Raw genomic sequence first — 17,708 nt, forward strand, 5'->3', positions numbered from 1 at the left:
GTAGCCGAGTTTGGTCAACCCGCTCGAGAGGAACAGAGATGCCGAAGCCGACGATTGTGCTGGTGCACGGAGCCTGGGCCGACGGTTCCAGCTGGAATGCCGTCGCGCCGGAATTGCAGGGCCAGGGCTACACCGTGCTGGCGCCGCCGAACCTGTTGCGCGGTGTGCCGATCGACGCCCCGTACGTGTCGTCGTTCATCGCCCAGCGCACGAGCGGCCCGGTCGTGTTGGTCGGCCACTCCTACGGCGGGTTCGTGATCACCAATGCCGCGACCGAGGGCGGCGACGTCAAGGCGCTGGTCTTCGTCGACGCGTTCATCCCCGAGGTCGGGGAGACGACCTTCCAGATCCTCGGCGGCTCAGGGTCCGCGCTGGACGTGCCCGATCCGACCACGGTCCTGGATCTCATCGGCTACCCGGGCGCGCCTGAGGGCGACGTCGACGCGTATCTCAAGCCGGCCACGGTGCACGACGCGTTCGCCCAGGATCTCCCGGAGGCCGACCGTGCGGTGATCGCGGCGACCCAGCGGCCGATCACGCTGGCCGCCAACACGACCCCGTCGGCGGTGGCGGCCTGGAAGACGCTGCCGAGCTGGGCCGTGGTGGGGACCGAGGACAAGGTCATCCCGCCCGCGACCCAGCGCAGCATGGCCGAGCGGGCGGGCGCCACGATCAGCGAAGTGGGCGCGTCGCACGTCTCGATGGTCTCGCACCCCGAGGCCGCGATCGAGGCGATCCTCGCCGCCGTCGCCGCTGTCTAGCCCCTGAGGCCGCCGATTCCGAGGGACCCGTCGCCCGGCGCTTCGCCGGGCGGTTCGGGTGGGTCGTCCATGAAGTCCGCCGGCGGCACGAAGAACAGCCCGCCGGTGGTGGCGGTCGAGAAGTCCAGGATGCGGTCCGTGGTGCCCGGCGGGTTGCCGATGAACATGTGCTCGAGCATCTGCTCGATCACCGACGGGTCGGCCGCGTAGCCGATGAAGTAGGTCCCGTATTCCGCGGCGCCGACGCGCCCGAACGGCATGTTGAAGCGCATGATCTGCCGCTCGGAGCCGTCGGGTCCGACGATCTGGTTCAGCGCGACGTGCGAGTCGGGCGCCTGGTCGGCGAGCTCGATGTCATTGAGCTTGGTGCGCCCGATCACGGCCTCCTGCTGGTCGACCGGCAGCGCGTCCCACTCGGGCAGGTCGTGCAGGTACTTCTGCACCACGACGTAGCTGCCGCCCGCGAACGCGGCGTCCTCTTCGCCGACGAGCACCGCCTCGTCCGCCGCCGGGCCCTCGGGGTTCTCGGTGCCGTCGACGAAGCCGAGCACGTCGCGCAGATCGAAGGAGCGGAAGCCGTGCACCTCGTCCACCGCCTTCGCGCCCGGCGTCAGGCGGTTCATCAGGCGCTCGGCGAGCTCGAAGCACAGGTCAAAGCGCGCGGCGCGGATATGGAACAGCAGGTCACCCGGCGTGGCGGGAGCGGTGTGCCGGGGCCCGCGCAGCTCACGAAACGGATGCAGCCCGGCGGGGCGAGGCGCGCCGAACAGCCGGTCCCACAGCCGCGAGCCGATGCCGGTCACGCACGACAGCCCCGCTTCCGGGACACGGAACCCGACGGACCGCCGCAATCCGCTGACGTCAGGCAGCAACTCGCGCACCACGTCGGCGTCATCGACGGTCAGCACGAGGAAGATCGCGGCCTCGGTGATCGGGGTCAGGACGGCCTGAGGCTCCGACATGTTCCGGAGCGTATTGGACTTCCGCCCGCACGAGCCGTTCCAGCAGATGCAGCGGCAGGTCGATCGGGCGGCGTCCGGCCAGTTCTCCCGCGGTCTCCGCGAGCGGCGCGAACGGCGGCGGGAGCGGCGGCGTGCCGGCGACGTGGACGATCGTGAAGGGCGTGCCGTCGACCGAGCGCCGGAAGCGGACGGCGCCGAGCAGCCGCCGCGTTCGCTCCTGCTCGGACTCGCTGCGCACGCCGTCGGTCTCGTTGGGCACCACGAGGTCGACCTCTGGAGCTTGCGCGGCCAGCGCGGCGTGCACCAGCGAGCGCCCGTGCAACGGAGCGAGGTTCACCGCGACGCGTCCGGCCCGGACGCGCGGGGCATCGAAGAGCTCGTCGACGTCGATCGCTTCGGCGTCTTCGGCGAGCCGGCGGAACACCTCGGGCCCGTCGTTTGCCGACTCGACGGACTGGCGCCCATGCGAGTAGATCGTCGGGACGGTCCTGGCGACGGTGCGGGCCGCGGCGCGCTTGGAACGGCGGGTCGGGCGGAGGACGTACTGCGCCGACCGCGAGCCGATCGCCTGCGCCCCGTCGTAGTGATTGAACCCCGGGAGCACCGCTTCGTAGACGAGGTCGAGCCCGCTGAGCGCGTTCTGGACCTTCAGCCCGAGCGCGGGAGAACTGGGCGGGAATCCGTACGCGAGGATGAGCCGCCCCCGCTCGTGGCGATCGATCGCCTCCACGCCGCGGGCGGCGAACAGCCCCACCCCCTCGGCCGAGTACGGCGGGTCGGTGACGACGATGTCGAACTGATCGCGCAGCGGCTCGGGAAGGCCGACCCGCAGGTCGGCGAAGTAGGGGCTCGCCGTCGAGCGCTCACCGAGGTACGCCAGCAGGTCGTGGTCGATGTCCACGACCGCCAGCGCGCCGATCTCGATGCCCAGCACGCCGAACGCGAGGGTCGTCGCGTCGTGGTCGCCCAGCATCAGCACGCGCGTCTGCGACAACTCGAACTGCTCGTCGAGCCAGCGAGCGCGGCGCAGGACCGTGTCCGCGGTGGCCGCCACGTGATCGAGGCTCTTGACCGGCGCCGGAGCGGCGGCCAGCAGCTCCTGCATCGCTTCGACCGGCAACGGGACCGGCGCGGGCTCCGCGAGCGCCAGCGCGGCGTACGGCTCGGGCGCGAGCACTTCGATCCGGTGTCCTTGCCGGTCGGCGTCCTCGCCCATCAGCTTGACGAGGTGCTCGACGTCGCGGCGGGGCGCGCCGGTCTGGGCGACGAGGCGCTCGAGCGTCGTCGGTCCGGCGTCGAGCAGGTCCGTGAGCAGGCGGCGCGCCTGGCGGGCTTCAGGGCCGAGCGTGCGGAGGTGGCCGGCGACGCGACGCGATCCGTCGGTGGCGGTGTCGTGCGGAGATATCACTCCGCACGGAGCCTACGGCGCCGCGGGAAGCTCGATGACGCACGCTTTCTGCCCGTGCAGCACACAGAGGTCGTCGGCAAGGCCCTTGGCCCGATCCAGGGAGTCCATGAGCGGCTCCCTGTCCGCGACGGCGATGTCTCTCACGTCGCTCTTCTCGATGCCGACCAGACGCGAGGTCTTCTTCGTCTCCTCGAGGTTTGTCCCTTTGTGGAACTGCGCGATGTAGACGCGCCCCGACCCCTCGGCAACGAAGATGCCGTACACCGCCCGGCGGTCCTCGCGCCAGACGGCGGCCGCTCGAACCCGCTCTTCGTTGGAGGCGCGCCAATACGCCAGGACTCCGACGAACACGCCGACGAGCACGAACGCCGTCGTTCCCAGATAGACGAAGCGACGCGTGAGGCTGCCGACGAGTGCCGCGATCACGGCGGCGGGCAGCACACCGACGCCCGCGAGCCCGAGTTGCCATGGCTTGAGGTCGCGATAGACCACGAAGAGGATGAACTCCAAGGCGAGCGCCATGAAGAGGAACATGCCGGTGGTGACGAGCAGGCCCGTCTCGCCCGCCAGGAACGCCCGCTCGTTCGCGGCCAGCCAGTGGCGGTGAGCGGTCCGGTGAAGGGCCAGGTGGAAGCCCCGGTACATGACGGCGAGGATCACGACGACCAGCACTGCGATCACCACGGTCGGCACGAGTGTCTCGGCGCCGATCACGAGCAGGTCCTGGCTCGGGAGGATCCCGAGTGTCGGTGCGGGTGGGAGACCGGCGGCGTCCACCCGGGCCCACGCGATCGTCCCGCCGACGAAGGTCACGAACCCGTAGACGCCCACGCCCGTCGCGACCGTCGCAAGGATCGGCGCAACCCGGTCCCACGGCGTCGGGTCCCGCCGGGCCGGTCTCGCCTCTTCCGGCTCGGGCCAGACGCTGACGACGACGTGGCCCTCACCCTGCTCGAGCAGCGCGCCGACCGAATCGCTCAGCGCCGCCGAGAGCGCCGTGGTCAGCTCAGGCCAGGCGCGGATCGGTGCAGGGCGGACGGCGAATGCCCTCCCAAAGGTCTTCGCGAGCCAGAACAGAGCCTTGGCGACGTGCACCACCCACTTGCGGTGAGTCTGTTCCTCGGCGGGGCAGGCACGAAGATCGAGCCGCACCCGGAGGATGTGATCGAACTCGACGGTTCCGATGCACGCCTTGCTGAGCGTGCCGGCGAGCGGCATGCCGGATGCTTTCTCCACGAGACGTTTCGCGATCACGTCGCGTTGCGACTCGAGTACGTGCACGATCTCCTCGCCGTCGACGCGCCGAGCGGGACGGGGGTTCAAGCGCCCCGGCTTTCGCACCGCGCTCATACGGACCCACAGGTGGACGTCGCCGTTAGGGTCAGCCGTCCCTTTTCCGGTCTCTTGTGAATCCTCCACCAAGTGATAGTTCTAAACCAATAACGGGTCCAGGGTCAACACCGAAACCCGCAGTCACCCGGTCGCGGGCAGCTCGCCGGTGAGGTAGCGCTGGAGGGTCGGTGCCACGCAGGCCACGACGGTGTCCGACGACGCGCCGGCGAGCGCCTCGAGGCCGAGGACGTAGCGCGCGATGCCGAGTCCGATCAGGTGCGCGGCGACGAGGTCGGCGCGCAATCCCGGGCGATCGCTGCCGAGCTCGTTCACCAGCGGCTCCATCAGCCGCTTGCTCATGAACTCGCGCGTGATGGCGGCGGCTTCCGGCTCGGTGGTCGCGGAGCGCAGCAGCGTGATGATCGGGTTGCGTTCGCCGAGCTCGTCCCACGTCGTCACGAACAGCCTCGCGAGGGCTTCGCCGACGTCCGCCCGGTCGGCTTCGAGCAGGCGCTCGCGCGCGACGTCGGGGTCGAACGGCCAGCGAACCGAGGCCGTCAGGAGCTTGGCCTTGGAGCCGAAGAAGTGCACGACCAGCGCCGCGTCGACGCCGGCCTCCGCGCCGATCGCGCGCAGCGAAGCACCTTCGTAGCCGCGCTCGGCGAACAGGCGTCTCGCCGCGTCGAGGATCGCCTCGCGCGAGTGACTCTCGCCTGCCCGCCGGCCGGTGCGGGGCGACTTGGTCGTGGGCTTCCCAGCGCTGGGTCGGGGCATCCGCGGCCATCGTAGGTGGTGCCGCGAAACGACTCGCCCGGACCCTGCGCTGGGGGGTCGAGGTCGCTAGATGGCGATGATCGATGCGTGGGCGGTGGGGCCGGGCGGGTACGCGGCGGTCGCGGCCTGGGCGAACGGCGTGCCGAGCGCGATGGTGGCGACGACGGTGGCGAAGAACAGCTTCGAGGCGGAGATGATGTGCTCCTTGGAGACGGTGTTGGTGGGCCCGTGCAGCGTCCCCGAAGCTCGCGACGCCCGATAGGGATCCATCCGCACCGTCACGTGGCGGCCCACCGACGCATCGGTGGCGGTGCGCCGCCACGCCGGCATCAGTGCCCGACCAGCATGCCGGCGGAGAGGGGCGCGGCCTCCCACTCGAAGCCGTCCGGGTCGGCGAACCGCCCGCCGTCGCCGGCGATGGCGATGCGATGCGAGCCGCTCCCGTCCTGATCGACGCCGGCGTCCTTGGCGAGGGCGCGACGCCCGTAGAGCCCGAGCTTGACCGCGCTCGACGGCATGTCGAACTCGACGTACTTGCGCCCGAAGCTCTTCGCCACCGCCAGGCCGCGGTCGACGTAGAAGCGCTTGCTCGCGGCCACGTCCGAGGCGCCCAGCAGCAGCACGATCCTGTCGATCTCCCGCGTCGCCGGACCGGTGTTCTTCTTGTTGGAGGTCGCGACCTTCCAGATCGTCCCGTCGGGAGCCTGGACGACGCCGCCGAAGCCCCACAACGACTTCGCGGCGGGCTTGAGCGACGTGGCGCCCGCGGCGAGGGCGGCGTCGATCAAGGCGCTGGCCGTGGCCGGTTGCGACACCGTCAGCGACAGCGTGAACCCGCGGAAGCCGTCGGTCGTCGCGTCCGAGGCCCGCAACTGCAGTTCGGGACCGAGCCCGAAGGCCGTCGTGTAGAAGCGCTGGGCGTCGGTGGTGTCGGTCACCTCGAGGGTGACGGAGTCGATGGAAGCCATGCCGGCGATGCTAGGTCTGGGGCCAGAGCAGCGCTTCTCCATTCCTGCTCTCCTCTGTCAAGACACGCGCCGTCTGGCCGATTGAGGTGACCAGCCTTATGACCAAGCCCGTCGGCCACCCGTCCCCCTCGCTCGAGCTCGAGTGCCTGAAATGCGGCACCGTGGCCGTCAACCGCGACTTCTGCTCGTGCGGCGAATACCTGGCGTGGGAAGCCACGACGCTGCCCAGCGACGGTTCCGAGCCCTCGGCGTACCGGCCGCCGGCGCCCACGGACACCTATGAAGCGACGCTGCTCACGCTGCGCGATCCCGCCAGCCTCGACGAACCCGGCGCGGCGGTGTCGGTCTCGGTGATGCCCGGAACCGGGGTCGGGGTGCTGGCCACGGTTCGCAACCAGAGCCAGATCGTGGACGCGTTCGACGTGCGCGTCGACGGACTGCCCGACACATGGTGGACCGTCTCGCCCGCCACCGTCTTCCTGAACCCGTGGGGGACCTCGGAGGAGTTCGAGCAGGAAGTGCAGGTGCAGCTGCATCCTCCGAAGGCGTCGGAGTCGCAGGCGCGGGAATGGCCGCTGACGGTCGTCGCGCACTCGCGCGCCCTCGATGTGGACGTCGCGCGCGCGCCGGCCACGCTGACCATCCAGCCGTTCCACGACACCGTGATGCGCGCGGGCCCGGAACGTCGCCGTGGCCGCAGGCACGCCGGCTTCGACGTGGTCGTCGAGAACCGCGGCAACAGCCCGATGGAGATCGCGATCGCCGCCGAGGACACGGCGGCGCGCTGCCCGGTCACGATCACCCCGGAGCGCACGACGGTGCCGGTCGGCGGCTCCGTGGCGGCGGTCGTGCGGGTCGGTGTGCCGTTCCCGCTGATCTTCGCGCGACCCGTCGACCATCGCCTCACGATCACGCACCAGGCGAACGGCGCCGACTGCGAGCAGGAGCCGTCGCGGGTCACGTTCCAGCAGCGACCGTGGCTGCCCTGGTGGCTGCCGCCGGCCGTCGGTGTGCTGGCGGCGTTCATCACGCTGGTGCTGATGCTCAAGCGCCATCCCGAAGCCCCCAACCTCACCGGACGCACCGTCGAGAACGCGACCAAGCTGCTCAACAAGCACGACCTCAAGGTCGGTCGCACGACGTACGAGTCGGCGCCGAAGGGGATCGCTGTCGGCTCGGTCATCGCCCAGGTGCCCGAAGCGGGCGCGGAGATCGTGCGCGGCACCGTCGACATCACCCTGGCCGAGGCGCCGAAGCGCGGGCTCGTCCCGTCGGTGACCGGGGGCACGCTCGGCGCGGCGGCGCACGCGCTCGCCGCCGAGCACTTGGGCGACAGCCCACAACCGCCCAACGCCGGCGACGACTGGATCGTGATCCGTCAAGATCCCGCCCGGGGCAGCACGCCAGAGGTCGGGACGAAGGTCACGCTCGCGGTCGAGAGCCCCACTCCGGCCGCCACGCCGACCCCGACACCGACCGCGACGCCCACGCCGACGCCAACGCCGACCCCGGCCGCGTCGGCGGCACCGCCGGCCACCAAGGTGAAGTCCGACCTCGCTGCGAGCGCCGGTGCGCCGAAGGCGAAAGCAAAAGCGACGGCGAACGCGAACCCGACCGCGAAGGCGGCGGCGCTCCCGCCGCTCCCGAAGACCTTCGTCTTCGCCGGCGCGACCAGCGGCCGGCTCTATCGGTGGGCGAGCGCGGACGCGAAGGCCGAAAGCCTGACCGCTCCCGCCTACCGGCTCCAGACGCCGACGAAGACCGACGACGGATACGTCGCCGTGCAGATCCTGGACGCGGGGCGCCGGCTCGTGTGGATCGCTGCCGACGGCAAGACGGTCGACGCGATCGCCGAGGGCGGCTACTACCGCCCCGCCTATTCACCCAGCCGGGGCCTGCTGGCCGTCATCGCCGCCGACGGCCAGGGCGACGCGCCCGACGCCGGCAACCTCTGCGTGATGGACCCGCACGACACCGGTGCACCCGCATGCGCACCCGCGCTCGCCGACGGCCGGCGGATCGGCCGGCCCTCGTGGGCACCGAACGGCCGCTCGGTGCTCGCGCTCGCCGCCGGCCCCGACGGCGACTACAACGAGCTGCTGACGTTTGCGCCCAACGGCGACGATCCGGCGCAGTGGGCCGCGCCGACGCGGATCTACCGCTCGGCCGGCTTCCGATCCGCGGTGTGGGTTTCCAACGACCGCATCGCCGTGCTGCTCGCCGTCCGTCCGGGCGGACCGGCGCACCTGCGGCTGCTTGGCCGCCGCCCGGATGGCAGCTTCAAGCAGGTCAAGGACTTCCCCGCGCTGACCGGCAGCGAACTCGCCGCCACGGGTCACTATCTCGCGCTGCAGCGGGGGGACAGCGCCACGGGTGGAGCGATCGACCTCCTCGACGCGGATCGCGCGCACCCGTGGCTCCGGCGCCTGACCACCGGCGTCAACCCCGCCTGGGCGGGGTAGGCGACTAGAGCCAGCCCTGATCCCACGGCCCGGTGATCGCGAACGTCTTGCCCGGGTACTGCAGGTGCACGAAGAGCCACTTGCCGTCGGGCGAGTAACAGGCGCCCGACCACTCTGAGCGGCCGATCGTTCCCTTCTTGGCGTCCTCCCACTTGTGCAGGTCGAGCGGGGTGTCGTCGCGGGCGAACGTCTCGAGCGTGCCCTTCGGCGTGAGCACGCGCAGGAAGTTCGTGCCGCCATTGACATCCTCGCCGTCGCCGTCCTCGCAGACCACGACCCCGCCGCGCGGTGAGACCGTCAGGCCGTCCGGCTGGTCGAGGACCTTGCCGGAGCGCGACTCGTAGAGCAACGTCAGCCGGCCCTTCTTGGTCCCGGACGGCGTGTAACGCCAGATCTGGCCCTTCTCCTTGTCGCCCGCCTCGCTGGCCACGAAATACGCGCTGCCGCCGGACCACATCGCGCCTTCAAGACCCAGGAAGCGTGCCGCGCCGAGCGCGCGCCCCTGCTGGTAGACGGCGTCGGGATGCTTCTCGGCGTCGCTGGGGTCCGGATCCTTGATCGGAACCCACTCGCACTGGAGCGTGCGGCCGACCTTCTGACCGGTGGCGGTGTCGTACTTCGAGCGCCCCTGCACGGCCAGCATCTCGAGCTTCCCGCCCATCGCCAGCTTGCCGCTCACGTGCGGGATGTAGCGGTAGAACCCGTCGCCTGGATCGCCGTTGTCCTCGGTCATGTAGACCACGCCGGACTTGGGGTCGGTCGTGCACGCCTCGTGCTCGAAGCGCCCCATCGCCTTGATCGGCTTCGGCTCGATCGGCGTGGTGGCCGTCAGCGGGACCTCGAAGACGTAGCCGTGCGGCTTCTCGAAGCCATCGCCCTTGCCGACCGTCGACTCCTCACCCGACAACCAGCTGCCCCACGGCGTCTGGCCGCCGTTGCAGTTGTTGTCGGTGCCGTTGAGGATCAGGCTCGAGCCGAGCAACTGGCCCGTGGCCGGGTCCCACAGCGAGGTCGTCACGCCGCCCTGGGCGACGCGGTCGTAGGCGTTCGTCGGGCCGAGCGCCTTGCCGGGGTCGTAGCCCTCCTGGTTGCGGATCACCGCCAACCGGCCGTTACCCGCGTCGGCGACCGTCGTCCCGTCATGGAAGTTCGGGGTCGCGAGTCCGTCGCTCATCGGCGTCCCGGCGACGCCGAAGCTGAAGACGGTGAACCCGGCGGGGAGCGAGAACTCGCCGGTCTGCTGCGTCAGCGGCCCGTACCCAGGCTTGTCGGCGGCGCGGCGCGCGACGTCGCGCATCGTGTCGGCGAGCGCGCCGGGCGCGCCGGTGGCGGCGAGCACCTGCGCGCCGACGGAGGCGCCGGCGACGAACGTCGCGCCCCGGCGCAGCGCCTCTCGACGCGTGACGTGCGGCTCTTCTACCGGAAGACGGACCTTGGCCATTCCGTGGACGCTATGTCCCAGGCTGCGGCGTCGGCGTTATCGACTCGTGATCGGGCTTTATTGGTCGCGGGCCGGAATCGGCTCGGCGAGCGCCGCCCGCGCCGGCGCTGCGTCGAACGGGTCGGCGAAGTACTGCGTCTCGTGCGTCACGAGGCCGTCGGCGATCTCCATCACGCTGAGCGAGAACGTGGGAGCGCCGTCGTAGGTGATCACGCACTCGCTCACCCACACCTCGCCCGCGCCGAGGATCCGGCGGACGGTGAAGTGGCGTTCGGCCGGGTGCCCGCCGCGTTGCGCCTGGATCCTCGTGCGGCCTCTGAAGCGCTCGCCGGACTGCGGGTAGTCGAGGATCGCGTCCTCGGCGTAGATCGCGTGCTCGGTGTCGACGTCCCCGCGTTCTGACGCGTCCCAGTGCTCCTGGATTCGAGCCCGGATATCCATCACGCTTTCCACCCCTTGTATCGACGCCAGAGGACTCCGTACAACGCGTGCACCTGGTCGACCCGCTCGAGCGCGGCCGGGTCGCATTCGCTCCCATAGGCCGCGAGGACCGCGGCGCTGAACGCGTCGCCGTGGGCGGCGCGAGCGTCCGACAGCACGCCCGCGACGTCCCATTCGATCGTGCCGACGCACACGTCTTCGAGATCGTTCCAGCGGGGTCCGCTGCTGGTGACCAGCAGATTCGAGAATGAGGCGTCCCCGTGGATCGGCCGTTGGCCCGCCGCGTCCTCGTGCTCGCGGATGACCTCCGCCAACCGGTCCCGCTCGGCGGAGAGCTCCGATATGTCGTCGTCAGCCGACAACGCATGCAACAACCAGTCGAGCTCGTCGAGAACGGCGGACCGTGGCGGCAGCGGCCCCTGATACTCCGCGAGCGCATCATGCAAGTCTCGTAGCGCCCGCCCGATCTCCGCTGCCTCCAGCGGCGTGCTGCGAACCTCGACGTGCTCCCAGAACGACAGCCACAGGTTGTGGTTGAAGTAGGGACCCGGATCGATCTCCTTGGTCGGCCCGACCACCGCGGTCATGCGCTCTGCGAGGAACGCTCCGACGTCGATCTCGCGCGTCAGCCACGCGTGCGGGTCGGGATGCAGGACGACGGTGCCGGACATGACGCGCGCCACGACCGGGCTCGGCCGCAGGTGGACGATCACGTTGCTGCCGGTCCCGACGGGGAGGGCGTCGGTCACTCGAAGACCTTGCCCGGTTGCGACTTCGACCGCAGCTGCGATGGCGTTTCCGACGACCGATGCCTCCACGGCGAGCGATGATGGCAACTCGTCTTCGCGCTGGGCGCGGAGTGGTTGACTTGGCTTTGTGGATGCGCCGGCGTGGCTACGCGAGCAGGGCGTCGTGCTCCAGTCTGCTCGCGGGCCGCTGCCGAACCTCGCGGAGTACGTCGCCGGCGAACCGATCCGCGGAAGCTGGTGGGGCCACCCCGCCGGTCACGAGATCTTCGCCGTCCTCAATGCCCTCATGGCGTCCGGTGACGTCGTCGCCACTCGGTTGGTCGAGGGGAGGATCACCTTGATTCACCGCCGCGTGTGGCCGGCGCTCGTGCGCGTCGCGGACCGCTTCCCGGTGGAGCGCCTCGCCGCCGTGGACGAGGTGCACACGGCCTCCGGCGCGCACCGCACCGTGGAGGTGCCGTTCCCTTCGTGGGTTCCCGCCGAGGAGCGCGCCAGTGCCGGGTTGCTCACGGTGGATGAGGCGCTCGCGCAGCTGCCGAGTTGCCTGACGACGAACTCGGGTCGCTGAGCGCTTCGGCCTCGCTCTCGACGCCCGGTGCCAAGTCAGACCGCCCAAGCCTCCGTAGGCAATCGGCGACGGACACAAGCGACGTGCGAAGACTCTGACGGTCGACGCGGCCGTGTACGCCGCCCAGGCGCTTGGCCTCGACGGCCTGCTCAAACCACGCGCGCGCCTGCTCGAACTCGCCGAGGCTGAAGTAGCAGTACCCGACCTGGTGGAGGCTGACCCCGAGGCTCTCGTGGTCGATGCGGCCGTGAACGTCGCCCAGGCGCGCCTCCTCGACGGCCTGCTCAAACCACGGGCGCGCCTGCTCGAACTCGCCGAGGCTGAAATAGCAGTACCCGAGGGTATGGAGGCTGACCCCGAGGCTCTCGTGGTCGATGCGGCCGTGAACGTCGCCCAGGCGCGCCTCCTCGACGGCCTGCTCAAACCATGGGCGCGCCTGCTCGTACTCGCCGAGGCTGAGGTAGCAGGATCCGACGGTGTGGAGGCTGCTTCCGAGGCTTTCGTGGTCGATGCGGCCGTGCACGTCGCCCCAGCGGGTCTCCTCGACGGCTCGTTCAAACCACGGGCGCGCCTGCTCGTACTCGCCGAGGTTGAGGTAGCAGGAGCCGACGGTGTGGAGGCTGCTGCCGACGCTCGCGTGGTCGATGCGGCCGTGCACGTCGCCCAGACGGGCCTCCTCGACGGCTTGCTCAAACCACGGGCGCGCCTCCTCGAAATCGCCCAGGCTGAAGTAGCAGGACCCGACGGTGTGGAGGCTGACCCCGAGGCTCTCGTGGTCGATGCGGGCGTGCACGTCGCCCACGCGCTTGTTCTCGACGGCCTGCTCAAACCACGGGAGCGCCTGCTCGTACTCGCCCAGGCTGAGGTAGCAGGACCCGACCTGGTGGAGGCTCCTCCCGAGGGTCGAGTGGTCGATGCGGCCCTGAACGTCGCCCTGGCGGGCCTCCTCGACGGCCTGCTCAAACCACGGGCGCGCCTGCTCGTACCCGCCCAGGCTGAAGTGGCAGTACCCGACCTGGTGGAGGCTGACCCCGAGGCCCGCGTGGTCGATGCGGCCCTGAACGTCGCCCTGGCGGGCCTCCTCGATTGCCTGCTCAAACCACGGGCGCGCCTGCTCGAACTGGCCGATCTCGACAAGCGCCTGGCCGATCAGATGGAGGTCGAAACGCGATGGCGACGGACCGTCATCTCGCCACAGTTGCGGCGTGAGCGCGTAACCGAGCAGCGCGGCCGCGAGCGTCCCGTCGGCGGGCGTCGCGACGAGCTGCTCGGCGAGCGTCCCCAGTGCCGCGAATTGCACTGCTCGCACCGCGGCGAGTTGCTCGCCGAGCGTGTCGTCGAGTCGGTGCGAGCGCACGAAGGCCGCCAGCAGCTGGTGGATCGTGACGTCCTGATCGCCTTGGAGGAGATGCAAGTCAAGACACGCGTCGACGGCGTCGGCATATTCGCGCTCGGACCACTCGAGCGCTTCCGTGAGGTGTCCCCGGAGTTCGGCTTGGCTGACGCGCTGCGCGTTGAGTCCGGCAGCCGCGTGCAGCAGCAGCCGCTCGGACGCGCCCAGGCGCGCGTAGACGCCCGAGAAGCTCGTGTGCGTCTCCTCGGCGATGAGCGAGAGGTCCGGCGTCGGGTAGCGCCCACGGCGTTGCTCGTAAGCCAGCGTCGCCGCGGCGGGGCACAGCTGCACGGGCAGCCCGTCGGCGGCGCTCGCCAGCTGCGTGCCGTAGGTGCGCGCGATCGACTCGCCCGCGAGCGCCTCCACCAACCGCACGGAGTCCTCGCGCCCCAGCGGCTCGACCAGCAGGAGCGACCAGCCCGGCTCGCGCGGCTCGGCCACGGAGGTGATGATCGAGTGGCAGGGCATACCGGCCCGGGGGAGCCACCGCTCGATCGCTTCAAACGAGCCGACGTTGTCGAAGATCAGCAGCGCGGGCGCCGCCGAGAGCGCGTTCAACGCCTGCTCGCACTGGTCCTCCAGCGGCAGCCCTTCCGCGAACCGGACGCCGAGATGGTTGACCGCCACGCGCGTGAGATCGACCGGCGCCGCCTCGCCCGTCGCGTCGATGAAGAACGTCCCGCCCGGATAGCGCTGCCGATGCGTCCGGGCGAACTCCCGCGCCAACTCGCTCTTGCCGACGCCCGGCGCTCCCGAAACGACGACGACCCGTTCTGCTCCGGCCGTGTCCAGTCGTCGCGCCAACTCCTCCAGCTCCGGCTTGCGCCCGACGAACGCGAGGCCTCGCCGCGACGGCACGTTGCTTCGAAACGCCGCCGTCGACGGATCCGGCGTGCTGGATGCGGCCGCCGCTGTGACCTCGGCCGTCGCCGGCCCGCGCAGCGGCACGCGACCGGAGTAGTCCGGTGCGTCGGGGAAGACGCTGGGGTCGACCGTCCATACCGGCCGTGGGGAGTCCTCGAAACGGATCGGGAACACCTCCAGCGACCCGTTCTCCGCGGTCACGTACATCGCGCGGTTGGGCCAGCGGCGCGTCTGATACGCGGCGCCCGCCACGAGGTGGACCAGGCCGCCCTGCGGCGACGTCACCTGCTCGACATCGGTCTCGTGCAGATGGCCTCGCAGCACGACATCCACACCGTCGGCCAGCAGCGAGCGGACGTTCGCGCGCTCACCGTCGGCCAGCCAATCCAGCGGATGATGGATCAGCGCCACGCGCACGTCCGCTCCCAGCGCCTGCAGATCACGCAACGCTCGCTCGAGCGGGCGGCGACCCACCCACAGCTTGGCGTGATCGTCGTCACCCTGACAAAACAGCGCCGAGTTGATCGCCAGCACGCCGAGCCGCACACCGCCCGCCTCCACCAACTCGACCGGCCCGCAACTGCTCACCGGAACGTCCCGCACCCCGTCGAAGAAGTCGCGGTACCACGCCTCGAACGCGCCCTGCTTCTGCGTCAGATGCGGCCGCGGGGCGCTCGGCTCGAAGTAGGCGTCGGCCTCCTCGCGTGAAGCCAGCGAGCGCGCCAGCCCAACACCGAGACCGCGGTCAACATCGTGGTTTCCCGCGATCACGAACAACCGACTGCGGTCCAACCGCACCGCGCCGAGCAGCGCCTCGAAGAACGCCGAGGCGATCGCGTACTCCCCCGCCTTTCCCGAGAAACCGACATCCCCGGTCGCGAACACCACATCCGGTCGCCGCCCTCGCTCGTACAAGTCACCCACCGAGCGCACAAGCGCATCCAGCACCACGTCGCGGTCATAACCGTCGCCCTGGCGGACATGGAAATCAGAGAGATGTAGCCACGTGAGCGCCACGGCGAGCGCCAACCCTACCCGCGACCCTCACCCCAAACGCAAGCTCGACGAGCACGCCGTCGGCAGCGCTCACCCCACGACGCGGAAGGTGTACGTGGCACCGATACTGTCCACCGGGTTGGACCGTGGCACCCGAACTGGTGAACCGGTACGTCCGGCCGTTGATGCGGATGCTGTCGACGGAGATAGGCCGCGTGTTGTTTGGTTCTACGTGCGCGGTCAGTGTTCCTCAGCCGTGGTGAACTGGGGGACCCGTGCAGCAATCGCGGCCAACTGGCGGTCATCGGAGATGCCCTGGAAGTCGGCTCGCGGCGTGTAGAGGGTCTCGAGGTCGTCGATCTCGTGTGGCGTGAGCTCGATGTCCAGTGACGCCACGGCGTCATCGATTTGCGCGACGCTGCTCGCTCCCACCAACGGGGCGGTGACGACGGGCTTGGAGCGCAGCCAGGCGAGTGCGATCTGGGCGCGGGTAACTTCGCGGGTCTGCGCGACAGTGCCGATGGCGTCGATGATTGCGCGATCGCTGTCGGCGGTCAGCGGCGTGTAGAGCAGGTCGGCGTAACCGCCGTCGGTTTGAGCGCGGGTGGTGGCGTTCGCGTCTCCCCACGGGCGGGCGAGGCGGCCGCGGGCCAGCGGGCTCCAGACGATCGTGCCGACGCCTTCGTGGGTGCACAGCGGGAGCATCTCGCGCTCCTCTTCGCGGGCGAGCAGGTTGTAGTGGTTCTGCATGGAGACGAAGCGGTGCCAGCCGTGTGTGCGCTGGAGGTGCAGGGCTCGGGAGAACTCCCACGCGGGCATCGAGGAGGCGCCGAGGTAGCGGACCTTGCCGGCGGTGACGAGGTCGCTCAGCGCCTCGAGCGTCTCTTCGAGAGGGGTGGAGGGGTCGTTGCGGTGCGTCTGATAAAGGTCGATGTAGGCGGTGCCGAGACGCCGGAGGCTGTGGTCGACCTCGGTGAAGATCGCCTTGCGCGAGAGCCCCTTGCCGTTGGGCGTCGAGCGCATCGGGTGGCGCAACTTGGTCGCGATCACCACGCTGTCGCGGTCGGCGAAGTCCCGCAGCGCGCGGCCGAGGATCTCTTCGCTGGAACCCTGCGAATAGATGTTGGCGGTGTCGAAGAAGTTGATGCCGGCGTTCAGCGCATGCCGGATGAGCGGTCGCGCCTCGTCCTCGCCCAACGACCAGATGGGGTGGCCGCGGTCCGGCTCCCCGTAGGTCATCGCGCAACCGCGAGCGGATCCTCGACGCTGCCGGTCAGGCGCTGGCCGCCGACCCGTCCACGTCGCTCAACGCGATCGCCAAGCGCGCGAACGTCGGTGCGGGGACCCTCTATCGCCATTTCCCGACGCGTGAGGACCTTGTCCTAGCGCTCTACCGTCACGAAGTGGAGAACCTCAGCGCCACGGTCGAGGACCTCCTCGCGACACAGCCACCAGCGCGCGCGCTCCGGACGTGGTTCCTTCGCCTTGCCGATCTGATCCGGATCAAGCACGGGCTAGGGGACGCCCTCAACACGGCGACCGCGCGCGACGTCATCGACGCGACCTACGCGCCGGTCCTGGGCGCCATTCGACGGCTGCTCGACGCCGGCGAGCAGGCCGGAGAGCTACGCCCCGGTTTGGACGAGAGCGACGTGCTGCTCTTGATGGGTTGTCTGTGGCGCGTCCCGGCCGGGACAGCCGGAAAGGCCCAAGCCGACCGCCTGATCGACACGGTGATCCACGCGCTCCGTCCCGCATAGAAGACGTCGGCAGTCCGCCATCGCGAAACCGCATGAGAACGCGTGCGCCGGCACGAACCGGGACTGTTTGTGGGCAGATCAATCGCGCGAGGAGTAGCTGGTCTGGCGACATAACCCGCCTTCCAGGGCATCGCGGGACGCGACGCGCGTCAGAGGCGCAGCTTTCGGACGTCTGGCGGTGCAGACCAGTACTCATTCGCTTCGTCGACGAAGGCCTTGAGAAGAGGCCAGTCGTCGCGTGGAATGTCCGTCCAGAACGCATCGGCGCCCCAGATGTCTCTGGCGTTCTTGCCGAGCATGTAGTACGCCACCGCCGGCCGAATGAGTCGCGAGCGGGTGAGCAGGGCGACCGTCTCGAGCTGAGCGAGGCAAGCCCTCCGAGCGACTGCCGGCGGGGAGGAAAGGTGGCCCCCGGTGTAGAGCACGCCGAAGATCTCCGCAAGCGCTGGATCGTCCAGGAGGCGCGTGCCGACGTCCCAGAAGTGCTCCGTCCTCTTGCGCTTGCTGTCGAGCGTGTACTCCCGGGCAACCTTGATGAAGGTCAGAAGGGCGATGACGGCGAGAACGCCAGCGGGCGCGACGGTCCACCACGGAGGCCCCGCCGAAGAGTTTGCCGCCGCGATCATCACTAAGGCGAACACGTTGTGAGCCTCGCGCGTTGACCGGTCGGAACCGTTCAGGACTTGCGCTCCGGCACGGACGATCTCGACATAAGGCCAGTTCGCAGGCACGGCTCCGTGCAATGTGACACTCGCCTCACGGCGGGCGTACGCAGCGTATGGATGCGTATGTGCGCGCAGGGCCGGAGGTAGGCGCGCGGGCAGGGTTG

16 protein-coding genes and 1 pseudogene are annotated in these 17,708 nt (G+C 70.1%); 5 read left to right on the top strand and 12 right to left on the bottom strand.

Translation table 11 applies throughout. The features are described 5' to 3' along the window. The first annotated feature begins 62 nt into the window (after positions 1-62). The gene (locus OM076_RS02645) at positions 63-761 is read left to right on the top strand and encodes an alpha/beta fold hydrolase (RefSeq protein ID WP_270037826.1); all 699 of its coding nucleotides are present in this window, start codon (positions 63-65) and stop codon (positions 759-761) included. Here OM076_RS02645 and OM076_RS02650 read toward each other — a convergent pair. The 6 genes from OM076_RS02650 to OM076_RS02675 all read right to left on the bottom strand — a co-directional run bounded on the left by OM076_RS02650 (position 758) and on the right by OM076_RS02675 (position 6,205). Continuing rightward, positions 758-1,723 (bottom strand): Dyp-type peroxidase, encoded by a 966-nt coding sequence (locus OM076_RS02650; RefSeq protein WP_270037827.1) that lies wholly within the window; start codon positions 1,721-1,723, stop codon positions 758-760. The two genes, OM076_RS02645 and OM076_RS02650, sit on opposite strands and share 4 nt — an antisense overlap. Further along, entirely contained in the window at positions 1,653-3,131 is a 1,479-nt protein-coding gene (locus OM076_RS02655) for a bis-aminopropyl spermidine synthase family protein (protein ID WP_270037828.1), read from the bottom strand. Before OM076_RS02655 ends, OM076_RS02650 begins: the two co-directional genes overlap by 71 nt. Positions 3,132-3,143: 12 nt before the next feature. Next, positions 3,144-4,454 carry a hypothetical protein gene (locus OM076_RS02660; protein ID WP_270037829.1) on the bottom strand — a complete coding sequence of 437 codons (1,311 nt, stop codon included), beginning with the start codon at positions 4,452-4,454 and terminating at the stop codon, positions 3,144-3,146. A 150-nt stretch (positions 4,455-4,604) separates the two neighbouring features. After that, positions 4,605-5,237 carry a TetR/AcrR family transcriptional regulator gene (locus tag OM076_RS02665; RefSeq protein ID WP_270037830.1) on the bottom strand — a complete coding sequence of 211 codons (633 nt, stop codon included), beginning with the start codon at positions 5,235-5,237 and terminating at the stop codon, positions 4,605-4,607. Between the two features lie 66 nt (positions 5,238-5,303). Beyond that, positions 5,304-5,567, bottom strand: a complete 264-nt coding sequence (locus OM076_RS02670; protein ID WP_270037831.1) for a hypothetical protein — start codon at positions 5,565-5,567, stop codon at positions 5,304-5,306. Next, entirely contained in the window at positions 5,567-6,205 is a 639-nt protein-coding gene (locus tag OM076_RS02675) for a hypothetical protein (protein ID WP_270037832.1), read from the bottom strand. Before OM076_RS02675 ends, OM076_RS02670 begins: the two co-directional genes overlap by 1 nt. A gap of 98 nt (positions 6,206-6,303) precedes the next feature. Between OM076_RS02675 and OM076_RS02680 the strand changes: the two genes are divergently transcribed. Beyond that, on the top strand, positions 6,304-8,667 hold the full coding sequence (locus OM076_RS02680; protein WP_270037833.1) for a PASTA domain-containing protein: 2,364 nt from the start codon (positions 6,304-6,306) through the stop codon (positions 8,665-8,667). Positions 8,668-8,671: 4 nt separating this feature from the next. Here OM076_RS02680 and OM076_RS02685 read toward each other — a convergent pair whose 3' ends face one another. The 3 genes from OM076_RS02685 to OM076_RS02695 are packed head-to-tail and all read right to left on the bottom strand — an operon-like array spanning position 8,672 to position 11,298. Next, positions 8,672-10,108: an alkaline phosphatase PhoX gene (locus OM076_RS02685; protein WP_270037834.1), complete on the bottom strand. Its 1,437-nt coding sequence runs from the start codon at positions 10,106-10,108 to the stop codon at positions 8,672-8,674. Positions 10,109-10,165: 57 nt separating this feature from the next. After that, positions 10,166-10,549, bottom strand: a complete 384-nt coding sequence (locus OM076_RS02690; RefSeq protein ID WP_270037835.1) for a nuclear transport factor 2 family protein — start codon at positions 10,547-10,549, stop codon at positions 10,166-10,168. Further along, a complete protein-coding gene (locus tag OM076_RS02695) occupies positions 10,549-11,298 on the bottom strand; it encodes a phosphotransferase (protein WP_270037836.1) in 750 nt (249 codons plus the stop codon). The genes OM076_RS02690 and OM076_RS02695 overlap by 1 nt, the downstream gene beginning before the upstream one ends. A 127-nt stretch (positions 11,299-11,425) precedes the next feature. Here OM076_RS02695 and OM076_RS02700 point away from each other — a divergent pair, with 127 nt between their 5' ends. After that, positions 11,426-11,866, top strand: coding sequence for a hypothetical protein (locus OM076_RS02700; protein ID WP_270037837.1), 441 nt, complete (start codon positions 11,426-11,428; stop codon positions 11,864-11,866). Here the strand turns inward: OM076_RS02700 and OM076_RS02705 are convergent. After that, on the bottom strand, positions 11,805-15,152 hold the full coding sequence (locus OM076_RS02705) for a tetratricopeptide repeat protein (RefSeq protein WP_270037838.1): 3,348 nt from the start codon (positions 15,150-15,152) through the stop codon (positions 11,805-11,807). The two genes, OM076_RS02700 and OM076_RS02705, sit on opposite strands and share 62 nt — an antisense overlap. A gap of 207 nt (positions 15,153-15,359) precedes the next feature. Next, the gene (locus OM076_RS02710; protein WP_270037839.1) at positions 15,360-16,358 is read right to left on the bottom strand and encodes an aldo/keto reductase; all 999 of its coding nucleotides are present in this window, start codon (positions 16,356-16,358) and stop codon (positions 15,360-15,362) included. A 41-nt stretch (positions 16,359-16,399) separates the two neighbouring features. Between OM076_RS02710 and OM076_RS46735 the strand changes: the two are divergent. Further along, a pseudogene (locus tag OM076_RS46735) lies at positions 16,400-16,498 on the top strand (helix-turn-helix domain-containing protein); the annotation flags it as partial. Positions 16,499-16,522: 24 nt separating this feature from the next. Next, entirely contained in the window at positions 16,523-16,879 is a 357-nt protein-coding gene (locus OM076_RS02715; protein ID WP_270037840.1) for an SbtR family transcriptional regulator, read from the top strand. Positions 16,880-17,028: 149 nt separating this feature from the next. Here OM076_RS02715 and OM076_RS02720 read toward each other — a convergent pair whose 3' ends face one another. Further along, positions 17,029-17,610 carry a hypothetical protein gene (locus OM076_RS02720; RefSeq protein ID WP_270037841.1) on the bottom strand — a complete coding sequence of 194 codons (582 nt, stop codon included), beginning with the start codon at positions 17,608-17,610 and terminating at the stop codon, positions 17,029-17,031. Between the last annotated feature and the right edge of the window lie 98 nt (positions 17,611-17,708).

Source organism: Solirubrobacter ginsenosidimutans (assembly GCF_027587205.1).

Bases quoted from the DNA above. Each gene is read 5' to 3' on its own strand.
- OM076_RS02675 (WP_270037832.1), bottom strand. From the start codon at position 6,205: ATGGCTTCCATCGACTCCGTCACCCTCGAGGTGACCGACACCACCGAC.
- OM076_RS02670 (WP_270037831.1), bottom strand. From the start codon at position 5,567: ATGCCGGCGTGGCGGCGCACCGCCACCGATGCGTCGGTGGGCCGCCAC.
- OM076_RS02680 (WP_270037833.1), top strand. From the start codon at position 6,304: ATGACCAAGCCCGTCGGCCACCCGTCCCCCTCGCTCGAGCTCGAGTGC.
- OM076_RS02685 (WP_270037834.1), bottom strand. From the start codon at position 10,108: ATGGCCAAGGTCCGTCTTCCGGTAGAAGAGCCGCACGTCACGCGTCGA.
- OM076_RS02690 (WP_270037835.1), bottom strand. From the start codon at position 10,549: ATGGATATCCGGGCTCGAATCCAGGAGCACTGGGACGCGTCAGAACGC.
- OM076_RS02650 (WP_270037827.1), bottom strand. From the start codon at position 1,723: ATGTCGGAGCCTCAGGCCGTCCTGACCCCGATCACCGAGGCCGCGATC.
- OM076_RS02710 (WP_270037839.1), bottom strand. From the start codon at position 16,358: ATGACCTACGGGGAGCCGGACCGCGGCCACCCCATCTGGTCGTTGGGC.
- OM076_RS02665 (WP_270037830.1), bottom strand. From the start codon at position 5,237: ATGCCCCGACCCAGCGCTGGGAAGCCCACGACCAAGTCGCCCCGCACC.